This is a genomic window from Thermovenabulum sp. (assembly GCF_049723235.1).
Lineage (GTDB): Bacteria > Bacillota > Thermosediminibacteria > Thermosediminibacterales > Thermosediminibacteraceae > Thermovenabulum.
The window spans coordinates 25,950-42,081 of sequence record NZ_JBNARB010000021.1; the positions used below are offsets into that span (position 1 = coordinate 25,950).

Sequence of the window (16,132 nt, forward strand, 5' to 3'; positions counted from 1 at the left end):
CGGATTTAATTATTTTTTACTACCTTTACAAGACACGGTCTAATTACCCTTGAGTGAAAGGTGTAACCTTTTTGAAGAACTTCCAAAACTATATTGTCGTCATACTCGGGATTCTGTACCTGCATGACGGCTTCATGGTAATAAGGATCAAAAGGTTTACCCTCTGCTTCTATCTCGGCAACACCGTATTTTGAAAGAAGATTTTTTAATTGATTGTAGATCAATTTTATTCCTTCAATGGTAGAATTTAAATCATTTTCAGCAGACTTTAAAGCCCTTTCAAAATTATCAAGAATAGGGAGAATATCCTTTATTAGCTGTTCTCCCGCATATAAATTGACTTCTTTTATTTCTTTTTCCATTCTTTTTCTAAAGTTATCATAATCCGCCAGCGCCCTGAGCCATCTTTCTTTATAATCTTGAATTATTTTTTCTTTTTCTTCTAATTGATTAAGTAAATTTTCTTTTTCATCTTGAATTTGTACATCTGCATTTTTTTCCTTAGTCTCCTCGGAATCCCTGGCATCTATGGTTTCCTTTTCTTCCCTCTCTTCCACCAATGCCACCTTCTTTCTAAAAATCTAAATCTTTAATCCCTTGAGATGAATCTACATTTGCCCTTCCCATATCTTCGTCCTTCTTTTTAATAATAGTATCAATGCGAAGAATGGCCTCCGCAATTTCTCCTGCAGCTTTTATAGCATGAAGTTTGACCGCTGCAGGATCAAGCACTCCCAGTTCCATCATATCCGAAAGTTCACCGGAATCACAATTTACACCAATGGAATCCATATTTTTTTCTGCCTGGGTATATATTACCTCCTCTACTTTTTCGAGGGGATTAAATCCCGCATTATATACAATTTGTCCAAGGGGTCTTTTTAAAGCAGAAATTACACAATCAATGCCATAAGAAGCCATTCCTTTCAGTCTTTCCTTTTCTCTCTCCAGCTCCCGGGCAACTGCGATTTCAACCGCACCACCTCCAGCCACAATACCGCCCTTAATTGCGGCCTGAAGCGAAGAGGCTGCATCCTTTGCTATTCTTTCCCTTTCGCCGACTATTTCTGAGGTCGCAGCCCCCACCAGTATAGTGGCCATTCTTTTCCCATTTCCGCCCACAATCCTTATATGTTCTAACTTTTCGTCTTCGTAAACTTTTTCTGCAAATCCTATGTAGTTTTGTATCTCTTCTTTAGACTTTTTAAGACCCGATCGCTTAATCATCCTTGCCCCGGTATGTTCTGCAATTTTTTCTAAATCTCTGCTGGACACTCTGTCCACAGCCAGTATTCCTTTATCGACAAACAATTCTTCTGCATTGTCGCTGATATTTTTACCAACAAAAACTACATTAACTCCCAATTCCACAATCTTTTCAATATTTCTCTTAAATTCTTCCCTCAATTCCATATACCTTGCAAAACCCGCCTCTGTACCGAGGGCTTCTTCCTCAATATGTTCGGGTTCCAATGCATCATCTATTAGTAAAATTTTTGCCCCGTGTACTTCTTTCGGCATCTGTTTATTCAATTTTTCTTTATCTATTATTAGACCTAAGAAGACCTCATTCTCAGCTCCAGCTTTGGCGATTATTATATCTCTTAGCCTAAAATTCTTCTCCTTTAACTTTTCCTCTCCTATCAGCTTTGCAGCCTCAAAAACCAAATCAGCAATATCGTCGTGTTCCCTTCCAGCAATATATGCTATTTTCCTTAGATTTTCATCGTTAATACCTTTAACGGGAATTGCTTTCGTTTTCATAATTTCTTGAGCCTTTTTTATTCCGTATTTTATTCCTTCTATCACCCTGGCTACAGGAACTCCTCGAATAATTTGGTTTACCCCTTCAGTGACAAGAGTTCCCGCCATTATTGTGGCAGTAGTGGTACCATCCCCCACTTCCTCTTGCTGGGCTTTAGCTATATTAATAAGCATTTTTGCCGCAGGATGATTTATATCCATTAACTTTAAAATTGTAACTCCATCGTTAGTGATCGTAACTTCTCCAAACCTATCCACAAGCATTATATCCAGTCCCTTTGGACCGATAGTGCCTTCCACTGCCGATGCAACCGCTCTTACCGCATTAGCATTTGTAATATAGGCAGCAAATCTTTCGTCCATTTCCTGACCGCCGTTGTTTTTGTAAGTCAAAATTAATACCTCCCTATCTGTTAAAGAATATTGTTAACTCTCTCTTTTAACGATTCCACCAGTTCCTTTAATATTGTTACCACCCTTGAATAATCCATCCTTGTAGGTCCAAGAACCCCTAAAATATAAAGATTATTATTATCTATGGAAAAATTGGTAGTAATAATGCTGTAATCCTGAAGTTCCTTCCAGGGGTTTTCATTGCCTATGCTGATAGAAATTTTATTAGGTTTTGTGATGGATTTCAGAATATTTGAGATAAGGTCTTCCTCTTCTAATAAAGAAAGAAAGCTCCTCGCTTTATCTAAATCCCTGAATTCAGGAAAATCCAGCATTTTAGAGCTGCCAAAATAGTATACCTTTCCGCCTTCTCTGAATTGACTTAAAGTTTCAATTAAAATGTTCATTAAAATGCATATGACTTCTTCATGTTCAATTATTTCGTGCTTTACATTTTCCATAAGTTCGGGAGTAATTTCATCTATGGTTTTATATTTTAAAAAAGTGTTTAACAAATTGCTTATCCTGGTAAGTTCATTATCTTTGAACCCGTCGGGGATATCAATAATTTGATGTACCACATTTCCCAGGTTAGTAATAATTACCACAAGACCTTTTTTATTTTCGATTTTTATTATTTCAATATGTTTCAAAAAACTGTTGTTTAATTCCGGTCCTAAAATTAAAGCGGTATAATTGGTAAGGTTTGAAATTGTTTTGCTGGTATCTTCAATAAAGTCTTCTAACTCCCTTATCCTTTTTTTCAGCAGTTGATTTATTATGAAAATATCCTTTTCATCGAGCTTTTTGCAATTCATTAGGAAATCAACGTAAAACCTATAACCTTTATCGGAAGGTATTCTTCCTGCAGAAGTATAAGGCTGGGAAATATAACCGAGTTCTTCTAAATCCGCCATCTCATTTCTTATAGTTGCCGGGCTGATACCCATTCTGTATTTTCTCGCTATTGTCCTGGACCCCACCGGCTCTGCGGTTGCTATATAATCATCTATTATGGCTCTTAGAATTTTTATTTTCCTTTCATCCAGCATCATAAACACCTCTTTTTTAGCACTCTCATAGTGAGAGTGCTAAAATCCTACTTTAAAAAATAGCACTCTCAATTTTCTTTGTCAAGATAAGGCTAATCTATAAATTCCATGAAAACAAGATTGGCAAGGTCAAGCCCCTTGAGGGTTAGTTTAATCTTTTCTTCATCCTCATAAATTAATCCTTTTTCCTTCAGCTCAATGATTTTTGTACCATAAATATCATTAATCTGTTTACAAAATCGTTTTTTAAATTCATTTTTTGAAATCCCTTCAATCATTCGAAGTCCCATAAACACAAACTCCTGCATTTTATCCTTTTGGTTAAGGACATAAATCTCCTCATACCTTCTCAAATTCTTATTAAATATGCTTTCAATATATTCCTTTATTCCTTTATGATTGCTGAACCTTAAATTTCCAATAAAAGAATGGGCTCCCGCTCCGAAGCCCAGATATTCCTCGCACTTCCAGTAAGTTATATTGTGTTTACATTCTTTTCCCGGCTTTGCAAAATTGGATATTTCATAGTGGATATAACCTTCATTTTCAAGTATTTCCTTAGCCTTATAATACATATATCTTTCTTCATCTTCATCGGGTAATTCCAGCAATCCTTTTTGCTTCATTAAATGAAGAACTGTCCCTTCTTCCAGGGTGAGGCTGTAGCAGGATATGTGGGAAGGTTTTAACTTTATCAACTTTTTCAATTCTTTTTCAAAATTATCTTTTGTTTGACCGGGAATACCGAAAATTAAATCTACATTAATATTTTCAAAACCAGCTTCCCTTGCTTCAAAATAGGCTTTTTCGAATCTTTTTACATCATGAATCCTCCCGAGGACTTTCAATAGCTTATCATCATAAGCCTGTAAACCAATGCTCAGCCTGTTTACTCCCATTTTTTTTAAAACCATAATTTTATTTTTTGTGAGGGTTTCGGGATTTGCTTCTACAGTAAATTCTACACCGTTATTTATGCAAAAATTTTTATACAGGGTGTCTATTAACAGGTATAATTTTTTTTCATTTAAAACTGTCGGAGTCCCGCCACCAATGTATAAAGTTCTTACAGGTCTTTTTAAATCTTTATATCGTTCTATCTCATAAAAAAGAGCATTTAAATAGTCATCCAATAAATCAAAATTAGAATAAGAATTAAAATCGCAGTAAAAACATTTTTTTATACAAAAAGGTATATGAATGTAAACAGAAACATCCTTTAATTGCATAACTTTACCCCATCTTTAATACGGACATAAAGGCTTCTTGAGGAAGTTCTACCTTCCCAAACTGCCTCATCCGCTTTTTACCTTCTTTTTGCTTCTCCAATAATTTTTTCTTTCTCGTTACGTCACCGCCATAACACTTCGCAAGAACATTTTTCCTTAAAGCTTTAATTGTTTCTCTCGCAATTATTCTTCCACCAATTGCAGCTTGAATTGGAATCTCAAAAAGTTGTCTTGGGATGACTTCCTTCAATTTTTCTACTATTTGCCTTGCCCTGTAATACGCTTTATCCTTATGCACTATAAAGGACAGAGCATCTACTATTTCACCGTTAACCAGAATATCCACTTTACATAAATCCGATTTGAAATACCCGATAAATTCGTAATCTAAAGATGCATATCCTCGAGTTCTTGATTTTAACTGGTCAAAAAAATCATAAATAATCTCCAGCAGGGGCATATGATATCTTAAAATTACTCTTTTCTCATTAATATATTGCATATCTTTAAAAATTCCACGCTTATCCTGGCATAGTTCCATTACCGAGCCTACGTATTCGGTAGGAAGCATAATTTGAGCTTCCACAAAGGGTTCCTCAATGTACTCTATTTTTGAGGGATCCGGAAAATTGGTGGGATTGTCCACCATAATTTCCTCCCCATCGGTCTTTTTTATTTTATACACAACGCTTGGAGCAGTAGTGATCATGTTTATATCGTATTCGCGCTCCAGCCGTTCTTGAATTATTTCCATGTGAAGCAAACCCAAAAAGCCGCACCTGAAGCCAAACCCTAAGGCTGCAGAGGTCTCGGGTTCAAAATACAATGCCGCATCATTCAACTGAAGCTTCTCTAAAGCTTCTTTCAATTTCTCATAATCTTCCCCATCAGCAGGATACATTCCTGAAAAAACCATAGGCACAGCTTTTTTGTAACCCGGAAGGGGATTTTGCGCAGGTCTCTCAGCATCCGTAATGGTGTCTCCCACCCGGGTATCCTTAACGTTTTTTATGCCTGCCACCACATAACCGACTTCGCCGGCTCTCAGGCAATCGGTAGTTTCCATATCTGGACTGAATATACCCACTTCTGTCACCAGAAAGGTTTTCCCGGTAGACATCATCTTTATAGTTTGACCCGGCTTAATCGAACCCTCCATAACCCTTACAAATGCAATAGCACCTTTATAAGAATCGTAGAGGGAATCAAAAATAAGAGCCCTCAAAGGATCATCTTCAGAACCTTTTGGTGCCGGGATCTTCTTAACTACGGCCTCTAATACCTCTTTTATTCCTATTCCTTCCTTTGCGGAAATTAATAAGGCATCGTCTGCTAAAAGTCCAATTACTTCCTCAATCTCTTTCTTCACCTCTTCAGGATGAGCACTGGGCAAATCTATTTTGTTAATAACCGGGATAATTTCCAGATTGTGCTCCAAAGCAAGATAAGTATTGGCAAGGGTTTGAGCCTCTATTCCCTGCGTTGCATCCACAACCAGGAGAGCACCTTCGCAGGCAGCAAGGCTCCTGGATACTTCATAATTAAAATCCACGTGCCCGGGGGTATCTATAAGATTTAAAAGGTACTCAAGCCCATCGTCAGCTTTGTAAATCATTCTTACTGCCTGAGCCTTAATGGTAATTCCTCTTTCTCTTTCAATATCCATTCTGTCCAGTACCTGTTCTTTCATTTCCCTTTGAGAAATGGTCCCGGTAAATTCCAATAATCTATCCGCCAAGGTGGATTTACCATGATCTATATGAGCAATTATACAAAAATTTCTAATCCTCTCCTGGGGTATCGGCATCCATTTTCCTCCCTCATTTATTTGAAATGATTTATCGCAGCAGTTAGTTTAATTATACATTCACTTATTTTTTTTATCAACCTGCTAAAAATCTCCGTAGCATTTTCTATTTCATACACTTTTATCAAGGGGGAAAAGGAGTATTCCTTATTGCCTCTTTTGATAACAATATTTTTATTTTCAACAGTTATATCAAAAATTTTTATATTTTTTGTAAGTACAAAATTTTCGCCTAACACTTCTATTTTATATATTCCACTATCCTCTACCTTAAAATCAAAAATCCTAGGATCAAAATGTACACCCATTATTTCCATAACGCCTTTTTCAGCAAAACGTAAAAATAAAATTAACGAAATAAGAAATATTACAACTATCAATTTGACATCATCATACATTTATACCACCCGCATTCTTAAATTTTTTATTATTTTTTCATCGGGTGGTAGTAATTATTCTTTTTTGTTACGATTTCTTTGAAAGGGATTTTATCACTTCATTCAGAACTTTGGCAAAAGCCTTAGCCGATTCTATGGATTCTTCCATTGTATTTCCATGACTTCCAATCTCTACAAGAATGGCCTTTTTAGAAAGATGTTGATTGAATCGCTGTTCCCTCAAATCTATATCTCTTCCGAGCCCGGGAAAAAGCTCTTCCATTTTTTCTTGAATCAGCAATGCAAATTTATAGTTTTCTTTCCAGTTTGGATGCGGAAACATTTTATCCGTCCCTACCACCAGCATAATTCTGGAATAAAGTTTTCCGTTTATCTTAACAGTAGTCAATTCCCTGGACTTATCAGGATCGGAGTAGGGAGCATCCCTGTGTAGATCTATAAGAATCTGAAGAGTAGGATATTTTTTTAATAATCCCTGTACGGTATTTAAAGAATTGGAATAGGAATACATATATGTAGGTACATCATGGACTGTTTTATCGTGTAAAACCTTTATTCCGTAATTTTCCAATTCCTTTTTTAAAATCTCTCCTACCTTTACCACCGTAAAATTCAAATCATCCGAGTGATAGGCTTTATCCCTGGGTTTATAATTGTAAGCCTTTGACGGCATGTAGGATTCGGTGGTATGGGTGTGATAAATAAGAACAATAGGTGCCCCTTTTACCGGTACAACTTCTTCAATTTGTTCGGGCTCCACTTCAGGAGGAGGAAGACTTTCATTTTCTTCATTTTCCGGTTCATGCTCATTTTCGGGGATTTGTTCCAGCGAGGGACTATTTTCATTTTCTGAGTTGCCGTCAATTTCAACTCCCGGTGTGGATGCAGCCTCCAAACGGATCTGCCCTAAAATGGGCATTTGATAGTTAATTATATCCTTCCCTGAAAACGAATTAATATTTAATGCAAGTTTTAAAATACTCCCCGTAATTGATGTATTACTTCTATTTCCTGTTGTATTATCCATTTGGGCTTTTTCAATTAAAACTTCGTAACTCGGAATCGTCTGAGAAAAAATGAATTCAAAAAATCTGTTGTCAAAGGCTTTTATGTACTCAAATACTTGAATTTGTCTTTGTTCGTTAAAAGCAGTAATGGTTTCTTGCAAAAAGGCCTTCTTATAAATTAAAAAACCTAAATTTGTTATTAAAAATAAAAAACAAATTAATAAAAGTATTTTAACAGTAATTCTTCTAATTTTTATCACCTTTATGCCCTGCATCAAATCACCCTCCGATTAAAGATATTCACAAAGATAAAAAAAAATGAGGCTTTTTTTGCCTCAATGTATCAATAAATTATTTAAATCTTCATATTTAATTCCGGGATGCAGGGCTAAATTTATTCCGTGAGCCAATACAAGGGCAGCATCTTCAATCAAAGAATCTATTTCTTTCGGAGTTACTACAAGCTCTCCCACATAAGGTGATAAAACCTCTTTTATCATTTCATATTTTTCTTCTCTGCTAAGATTTGTCACGAGTTTGAATAACTCCGTCCCGGGTTTAATTTCGCGCTCAATGGAGTTAAAAACTTTTTCCAAAGTATCATTGGCAATGGTGGCTGCATCGACTACCGTCGGCACTCCAATAGCAATAACCGGTATTCCTATAATTTCTTTTGTTATTCCCATCCTTTTGTTTCCAACCCCGGATCCAGGGTGAATCCCCGTATCGGATATCTGAATACTTGCTCCTATTCTCTCAAGGCTTCTGGAGGCAAGGGCGTCTATAACTATGAGAGCGGATGGCTTTACCCTGTTTACAACCCCCATTATAATTTCTCCTGTTTCTATGCCTGTTATACCCAGCACACCGGGCGAAAGTGCACATACCGGCCTTATCCCTTCTTCGGGGTTGTAACTTTCAGGCATATATTCTATAAGATGCTTTGTGACGAATATTTTTTCAATAACCTTTGGTCCTAAGGAATCCGGTGTAACATTCCAGTTCCCAAGACCTATAACGAGAACAGTAGAATTAATAGAAATGTTTAGCATTTTGTTTATTTCTCTGGCAATGGCTTCACATATTCTCCTGATAAATTTTTGCTCCTTATTCCTGATACCATCAGTCTCAATAGTTATATAAGTACCAATGGGCTTGCCAATAGCTTTTTTTCCCTCTTCATTTAATACCTTTACCCTGCTTATCCTTAAACTTAATGTTCCCTCTTTTTCAAACAAAACCCCGGGAACCTCTCCTTTACCCACCATCTCCCGGGCTTCAATTGCCAAATCGGTGCGAATATTTATTTTTCATCCCTCCTACCTTAATTCAGTAGGCACAAAGGCATCAATTATACCTATTACCAAGGAAGCAAGCAAAGCTCCCCACCACGTTACCCTCATGGAAGGCACGATAAACTGTGCAAGGTAAATAACCACTGCAGCGGTAATAAACCCTACTATTCCTCTGCTCTGAGGCGAAACGGATTTGCCGAGTAAGCTTTCCACGATAAATCCCAGAATTGCTATTACAATTGCCGCAATAAGAGCTCCAGTAAACCCGGCCACCTGAAATCCGGGTATTAGAAAACTTACCAGCATCAGCACCAGAGCCGAAACTATAAACCTAATTATCATACCTATCATTTGTATTTTCACCTCTTTAGCTTTATTTTTTAATTTCTTTTTATATAATAACCTATAAGAATATTAAATATACTAATTTAAAAGGTCTTTTCTCTTGCAATTTAATTTTTGAAATGATAAAATAGGTTTAGTGCTTTCAAGGGGGTGAAAAATTGCCAAATACTGCATCTGCAAAAAAGAAGCTTCGCCAAGCAATTAAAAGAACCATTCGTAATCGAATTGTAAAAGCCAGTATAAAAACTGCCGTCAAAAAATTCAACGAAGCATTAAAATCAAAAGACGCAGAAACAATAAAAATCGCCCTTAAAAATGCTATAAAGGCTTTAGATAAAGCTGCAGCAAAAGGCGTTATACATAAGAACGCCGCTGCAAGAAAAAAATCCAGCCTTTACAGAAGGTTAAAGGAACAAAATATTGCAATTTAAAAAACGCGTAAGATATGTCTTACGCGTTTTTTATTTCCAGCTTAAAAAAGATGTTCTCAGGTAATCCTAATAATGAAAATAAAATAAAATAAATAAATTATCTGGAGGTGTTTTTTATGGATAACAGGGTAAATCAGATTCAGAGTCAGCTTCAGAATTTACAGAATAATATTAACAATTTCTCCCAGCTTGTAAATAACCTCCAGCGCATGGAAAGTTCCCACGTTTCCCAGCTTGCTCAGATAGTCAGCGAGGAACAAACTGTCGCCCAAAGGTTACAGCAAATACAGAGAGCTGAACAACAGGCCACTGATCAGCTAAATCAGATGCAGAGAATGTTCAACGATATGGTAAAGCAGCTGCAACAACTAAACAGTTTAACCAGGGATCTGGTAATGCAGATGAGCACCCCGCAGCAATACGCAACCCAATACCAGGGCACCCAGTATCAAGCACCCTATTATAAGGCTCAGGAAGTTCCTCCTGCAAGGCAAAACTTCAATGAATACAGGCAGCAGGCCTATAATCAAGAGTACGGCCAGCATACAGCCAAGGAAGTCCCTCCAGCCAAACAGCAGCAGCAACCCTGGTATTAAAATCTAACCTTTTTATATAGTTTATTAATATTAATTTGCCGCTTAAAAAAGCGGTATTTTTTTTCTCTCTGTCATCTTCCAAATAATAATAATTTTGTTGTTATTAATAATGTTTAACGATATAATAATAATACCAATTTAGAGGAGGAAAAAATATGAAATTTAAATCCTTATTCTTTATATTGTTAATTTTTATTTTTACTATACCTTCAATAGTTTTTGCTAACAGCAACGACAGGGTAAACATTGGTAAAGATTTGTATATTAAAAACGATGAAGTAATTTACGGCAGTGCAGTTTCGATAATGGGTAATGTAATTGTAGAAGGAAAGGTTTTAAAAGACGCTGTTGCAATAATGGGCGATGTTGTGGTAAGAGGCCGAGTAGATGGGGATGCAGTAGCAATAGGCGGTAAGGTTACAATTGAACCAACGGGCACGGTTTTAGGTAACACAAATGAAATAAGCCTGGGTAATAGCATCAACGAAATTTTTAGAAATTTACACAAAAATAACATTTATTTTGGACCCGGATTCGCAGGCAGTTTTTATACCAATCAACTATTTTTCTTCAAAATTATGCGCCTTTTAGGACTTTTAACTCTTGGAATTATTGTACTTGCTTTTTTCCCAAACATTCTCGGCAATATTGTTGAATCCGTAGATAAGAGCATAGGTTATAATTTTCTGTTAGGTCTTGCAGGATTGATTATCACTCCGATAGTAATCTTTCTTTTAGTTCTTTCAATTATTGGAATACCGCTAATTCCGATGGTAATTATATTTATTTCAACAGCATACTTTTTCGGTTATATAGGAATTTGCATTTTCTTAGGAAGAAAAATTAACGAATATATAAGAGCAAATAAAAATTTGTTTGTCGAATTTATCTTTGGTGCGTTAGTAATCTGGCTTCTCCAGTTTGTCCCAATAGCAGGCTTTTTAATGAACCTATTCGTATTTTTACTATCCATAGGTTTAGTAATAAAAACCAGATTCGGCACCAAAAGGATACCTGAGTAGGAAAAAATTACAATCGACTTATAAAAATCTCGAGCCCCATTTTATCATCAATCCTTCCCTTTTTTATTTCAAAATCCAATTGTTCGCATAAATTTAAGGCGTATTTTAACTTCTCAATAGAAAAATTATTGGCCTGGTTTTTAAGCTTTTTAAATACAAAGGGATGTAAGCCCAATTTTTCACCTATTTTTTCTACCTCTTCACCTGCAATCTTTATACAGAATAAATTAATCAAATGTTTCGAAATCATGTGCAAAACTAATATTCCTTTCTCTCCTTTTTTAAAAAGCTCTGTCAACTTTGAGAGAGCTAAATTTTTTTTATTTTCCATTATGCAGTCAATAAGTTCGAAAATATTTGTTTCATCATTTTTGGAAATTATTTCTTCAATCTCCTCTGCTTTTATTACTTTATTCTCGTCAAAAGAAAAAACAATTTTTTTTATCTCGTTTTCCGTTTGGTATAAATCCCCGGTATAATATGCTAAATATGCTGCAGCTGTTTCATCCAGATTTTTATTGTAAAGAATTGCCCTTTTCTTTATCCATTGAATTTTTTCTTTTTGATTATTTATTTTATATTCCTTTATAAACCCTATTTTTTCTATTGTCCTGTATATTTTTTTCCTCTTATCAACTTTCTCGCAGGTTAAAATAAGGCATGCATATTCGGGAAAATCCTTTTCAATAAAATTAGCAAGCTTCTCTTCCCCAATTTTTTTGCTGCTTTTAGAATCACTTAAAAAGCTTGCATTTTTAACAAGCACAACCCTTTTTTCACTCATGAAAGGAACTACAAGACATGAATCTATAATATCCGAACTATTAATCTCTTCTCCATCGAATTTAATAAAGTCCATTTCTTCAGAACCACCCTTTAAATACTTTTTTTTAATTTTTTCCACCGCTTCCTCAATTAATAATCCTTCACTACCGTAAAGTAAAAAAATATTTTTATTCATCGAATCCTTTGAAATTGAAACCACCCCCGATTTATATTTTAGCTTTCGCATAATTTAATGTAAATCTTTATTCATCTCTCATTGTTCCTATATGTACTCTATTATCAAAAATTTTAAAGGTAATAGCTCCGTATTCATCGGTCCTTAAGATAGAAATTTTCTGTTTTTTTAATAAATTAAGCACATCTTCCGAAGGATGCCCAAAATTATTTTCCCCTACGGAGATCACTGCAAACTGAGGGCTTACCGCTTTAACAAACTCTTGGGAACTGGAAGTCTTACTGCCGTGATGTCCTACTTTTAATACATTGGCTTTTAAATCGGCTTTTTGCTGTAAAAGCAGTTTTTCTCCCTCTACACTCAAATCACCGGTAAATAATATTTTGAAACCTTTATAATCCATTTTTAGTACAATAGATGCATCATTTTCATCTTTAAAGTCGTATTTTTTTAAAGGATTCAGGACTTCAAACTTTATATTTCTGTATTTAAATTCGTCCCCTTCGGCTATGCTCATTACTTTAATATTTTTCTTTAAAGCAATTTTCATAATTTCGTCATACAGCATTGCACTACTTTTTACACCGTAAAGCAGATAATTAACCTTATAATTTTTTAGTATATATAAAAGCCCCTTAGCATGATCATCATCGAAATGACTTATTATTACCGCTTCAATATTATTTAAACCCTTACTTTTTAAAAAAGGGTCCAAAATATCTTCCCCGGTATCAAAATCTCCAGTTAAATACCGCGGTGTTCCTCCACCATCTATTATAAACGCTCTATTATCTTCAGTTTTTATAATACAGGAATCCCCCTGACCAACGTCGAGAAAAGTTACTTCAAGAGGACCTTTTTGAAAATATACAAAAATAATTAGAATAATACTAAAAATTAGGGTTGTTATTTTAAATTTCCTGTAATAATCTACATTATAATTTCCCTTACTTAACATTTTTTTAGGAAAATCAAACAGCATCGCAATAATAAGGTAATACAGTATTAATGGTAAAAGACCTTTATCCTCTACGGGCACCACTGCATAAGGAAATTTAATTACAATACTGTTAAACATCAAGGAATATTTTAAAAGCAATCCGCTCAACTTTAATAAAAATGAATTAAAAATGGGGAATATATTTATTCCCGAGATCAGACCGATTATTAAACAAAAACTTATAATAGGAACAATTATAATATTTGTAAAAATACTCGCTAAGGACAAATAGTGAAAATAGTATATCAAAAAAGGTATTAACAATATTTGTGCGGAAAGGGTAGTAGAAAAAGTTGCATTTAAAAAATCCGGCAAGAAAGAAAACATCCTCTTAAAATAACCGTAAAATAAGATTAAACCCAGGGTGGCCAAAAAAGAAAATTGAAAGCTAATGGAAAATAATAACAAAGGGTTAAAAATTAATACTAAAAAAGCTGCAAATGATAAGTTATTTAACGGATCTGATTTTCTGTTTATAATATTTCCCAAAACTATAATTAGAAGCATAATAAATGCCCTGAAAACCGGAGGAGAAAAATTTGCTGCAAGGGCATAAATAAACACTATAAATAAAGAAATACAGGCTTTAATAGAACTTTTAATTTTAAAAAAATTCAGCAAGCTATAGAAAGCGGTATAAATTATCCCTACATTAAGCCCCGAAGCAGCAAGAACGTGTATAATGCCCCCTTCTCCCATTTCCTTGAGCAACTCCGAATCCACATTTGATTTTATACCAAAAATCACACTCATCATCAATGAAGAAAATTTTAAATCTAAATTATTTTGTAATACCTTCCGATAATGTTCCCTTAAATTATAAGCAACTTTATAAATATAAGTCCTTAATAAACCTTCATTATACTCACCTATTTTTTCTATTTCCCGGGAAAAAAGCGTGGCAAAAATTCCTTTTTGTAACATCACTGCTTTATAATCAACGCTTCCGGGATTGGTTCTTTCTTTTGGAATTCTTATCTTCCCTTTAAACCTCAAAACATCACCGTAGTTGAAAATGTTTTTATTGTCTACGGTTTTAAGCCTAATAATACCTTTTATCCTTTTATATGTATTATCTTTTTTTATATATAGAGTATTTATAGAATAAATCACTTCCTCATTTTTAATTTCGGGAAAATCCTTTATATATCCTATTAATTCCAATTCTTGACCATTGTAATTAATAAAATCATTTTGCATCTTTAATTCATAAAAATGAAAATACAAAAGGCTTAATAAAAAAATGGCAGCTATCAATATAATCTGATTATATTTTCTGCTGTTCAAATAATAAAACAAAAGAAAAAGGGAAATTAAAATAAAGATTGTTGCAAAATAATAAAAAAATCTCCCGGCATCGGGGAGAAAATAAGCCGTTAAATATCCTGTAATCGTTGCAATTGTAACATTGAGAAAATATCTATTCAAATTTTATCAGCCCTTTTTTTCAATTTATCCCTTATAACAATATAATATTAGCATTAAATTTAAGATTTAGCTACAAGCTAATAATTATTAATGAATTTATTTCTAATAATCCATAGGAATTATTGGAGTTATTTGTAACTTTTAATTACCATTGTAATTTTCCCTTTCCTTCATAAGTTCTTTTGAACGATGAGCTGCATTTTTTACAGCCTGAATAATTGAGTCCCCAAAACCCATTTTCTTTAAAGTTTCTATTGCGGCTACAGTGGTGCCTCCCGGGGACATTACTTTTTTACGCAAGTTTTCCGGCATTTCCCCGGTCTCTACCACCATTTTTGCAGCCCCAAAAACCGTTTGAATTGATAGATTTAATGCAATTTCATTAGGTAAACCTGCTTTTACGCCGGCTTCGGTTAAGGCTTCAATCATAAGATATACATACGCCGGTCCGCTTCCCGAAAGTGCAGTAACCGCATCCATCCATTGTTCATCAACTTTCACCACTTTACCTACCGAAGAAAATATTCTAAAGGCTTCCTCTTCATCCTCAGGCTTCACATATCTTCCGGCGGCAATCGCTGTGGCCGATTCCTTTACCTGACATGAGGTATTGGGCATCGCCCTTATAACCCTTATATTTTTTCCCACTAACTTTTCTATCATTGAAGTGGTGACGCCGGCAACTACGGAAATAACCAGATGATCCTCGGTTATATAATTCTTTATATTACATAACAGCTCATTAATATCCTTGGGTTTTACAGCAATAATAATTACATCACACTCTTTTAATAGAGCCTGGTAATCTCGTGTAGTCCTGACAGAAAAATTTTTTTCAATAAATTTTAGCCTTTCTTCGTTATTTTTATTTGTAACATATATCCCTTCCGGCGGAAAAGTCAATGCTCCTAATATTCCTTTAATTAAGGCTTGAGCCATTGAACCGGCTCCAAAAAAACCCAGTTTTTTACTATCCATTTTTAATTCCCCCTTGAAAATGATGAATAAAAAAACCTTCCGTCGTAAAAAGGACGGAAGGTTCTCTCCGCGGTACCACCTTTGATTGACTGTTTGCAAAAAATAAGGATTTTACAAACAGCCCGCTCATTTGAGGTACGCCCCAGCAGCTGGGGAAATACCCTCCTTTTTTAACGGTAAGGAACACCGGCTGAGCTCATCGCCAGCTGCTCAGGGTCGGGATCGGGAAACCGGTGCAGGAAACCTTTCAGCCCATGAGTTTCCCTCTCTTTTCACCGGGGAATTCCTTTTACACCCTTCATTGCTTTAATATATTACTAAAAATTATATGTTGTTTTTAATTTTCTGTCAAGAAATTAATTAAAACTATTCTGAAGTTATGATATAATTTTCCAGAAAGTACAAGTACTGTTAATTACAACCTCT

At 34.9% G+C, this 16,132-nt stretch carries 15 protein-coding genes; 3 read left to right on the forward strand and 12 right to left on the reverse strand.

Annotated features, from left to right (window positions below; all coding sequences use genetic code 11):
* Positions 1 to 5 precede the first annotated feature (5 nt).
* From grpE to ACPLOV_RS09870, 9 genes are all read right to left on the reverse strand, one after another.
* A complete protein-coding gene (grpE, locus tag ACPLOV_RS09830) occupies positions 6 to 557 on the reverse strand; it encodes a nucleotide exchange factor GrpE (RefSeq protein ID WP_424908351.1) in 552 nt (183 codons plus the stop codon).
* Between the two features lie 16 nt (positions 558 to 573).
* A complete protein-coding gene (locus ACPLOV_RS09835; protein WP_424911095.1) occupies positions 574 to 2,127 on the reverse strand; it encodes a TCP-1/cpn60 chaperonin family protein in 1,554 nt (517 codons plus the stop codon).
* 50 nt (positions 2,128 to 2,177) lie between these two features.
* Positions 2,178 to 3,209: a heat-inducible transcriptional repressor HrcA gene (gene hrcA, locus ACPLOV_RS09840; protein WP_424911089.1), complete on the reverse strand. Its 1,032-nt coding sequence runs from the start codon at positions 3,207 to 3,209 to the stop codon at positions 2,178 to 2,180.
* A 92-nt stretch (positions 3,210 to 3,301) separates the two neighbouring features.
* Positions 3,302 to 4,438: a radical SAM family heme chaperone HemW gene (gene hemW, locus ACPLOV_RS09845; RefSeq protein ID WP_424908353.1), complete on the reverse strand. Its 1,137-nt coding sequence runs from the start codon at positions 4,436 to 4,438 to the stop codon at positions 3,302 to 3,304.
* Positions 4,439 to 4,442: 4 nt separating this feature from the next.
* A complete protein-coding gene (lepA, locus tag ACPLOV_RS09850) occupies positions 4,443 to 6,245 on the reverse strand; it encodes a translation elongation factor 4 (protein ID WP_424911090.1) in 1,803 nt (600 codons plus the stop codon).
* 17 nt (positions 6,246 to 6,262) lie between these two features.
* Positions 6,263 to 6,643, reverse strand: coding sequence for a hypothetical protein (locus ACPLOV_RS09855; protein ID WP_424908355.1), 381 nt, complete (start codon positions 6,641 to 6,643; stop codon positions 6,263 to 6,265).
* 67 nt (positions 6,644 to 6,710) lie between these two features.
* The gene (gene spoIIP / locus ACPLOV_RS09860; protein WP_424908356.1) at positions 6,711 to 7,925 is read right to left on the reverse strand and encodes a stage II sporulation protein P; all 1,215 of its coding nucleotides are present in this window, start codon (positions 7,923 to 7,925) and stop codon (positions 6,711 to 6,713) included.
* Positions 7,926 to 7,985: 60 nt separating this feature from the next.
* On the reverse strand, positions 7,986 to 8,957 hold the full coding sequence (gpr, locus tag ACPLOV_RS09865) for a GPR endopeptidase (RefSeq protein WP_424911096.1): 972 nt from the start codon (positions 8,955 to 8,957) through the stop codon (positions 7,986 to 7,988).
* A 12-nt stretch (positions 8,958 to 8,969) separates the two neighbouring features.
* On the reverse strand, positions 8,970 to 9,296 hold the full coding sequence (locus tag ACPLOV_RS09870; protein ID WP_068748856.1) for a phage holin family protein: 327 nt from the start codon (positions 9,294 to 9,296) through the stop codon (positions 8,970 to 8,972).
* A gap of 152 nt (positions 9,297 to 9,448) precedes the next feature.
* Between ACPLOV_RS09870 and rpsT the strand changes: the two genes are divergently transcribed.
* The 3 genes from rpsT (at position 9,449) to ACPLOV_RS09885 (ending at position 11,339) form a co-directional block, all read left to right on the forward strand.
* Positions 9,449 to 9,721 carry a 30S ribosomal protein S20 gene (gene rpsT, locus ACPLOV_RS09875; RefSeq protein WP_068748855.1) on the forward strand — a complete coding sequence of 91 codons (273 nt, stop codon included), beginning with the start codon at positions 9,449 to 9,451 and terminating at the stop codon, positions 9,719 to 9,721.
* A 116-nt stretch (positions 9,722 to 9,837) separates the two neighbouring features.
* Positions 9,838 to 10,317, forward strand: a complete 480-nt coding sequence (locus ACPLOV_RS09880; RefSeq protein ID WP_424908357.1) for a hypothetical protein — start codon at positions 9,838 to 9,840, stop codon at positions 10,315 to 10,317.
* Between the two features lie 155 nt (positions 10,318 to 10,472).
* A complete protein-coding gene (locus ACPLOV_RS09885) occupies positions 10,473 to 11,339 on the forward strand; it encodes a polymer-forming cytoskeletal protein (RefSeq protein ID WP_424911091.1) in 867 nt (288 codons plus the stop codon).
* A gap of 7 nt (positions 11,340 to 11,346) precedes the next feature.
* Here the strand turns inward: ACPLOV_RS09885 and holA are convergent, their stop codons facing one another.
* From holA to proC, 3 genes are all read right to left on the reverse strand, one after another.
* Positions 11,347 to 12,300, reverse strand: coding sequence for a DNA polymerase III subunit delta (holA, locus tag ACPLOV_RS09890; RefSeq protein WP_424911092.1), 954 nt, complete (start codon positions 12,298 to 12,300; stop codon positions 11,347 to 11,349).
* Between the two features lie 67 nt (positions 12,301 to 12,367).
* The gene (locus tag ACPLOV_RS09895; RefSeq protein WP_424911093.1) at positions 12,368 to 14,728 is read right to left on the reverse strand and encodes a DNA internalization-related competence protein ComEC/Rec2; all 2,361 of its coding nucleotides are present in this window, start codon (positions 14,726 to 14,728) and stop codon (positions 12,368 to 12,370) included.
* Between the two features lie 141 nt (positions 14,729 to 14,869).
* On the reverse strand, positions 14,870 to 15,706 hold the full coding sequence (gene proC, locus ACPLOV_RS09900; RefSeq protein WP_424908361.1) for a pyrroline-5-carboxylate reductase: 837 nt from the start codon (positions 15,704 to 15,706) through the stop codon (positions 14,870 to 14,872).
* Positions 15,707 to 16,132: the final 426 nt, after the last annotated feature.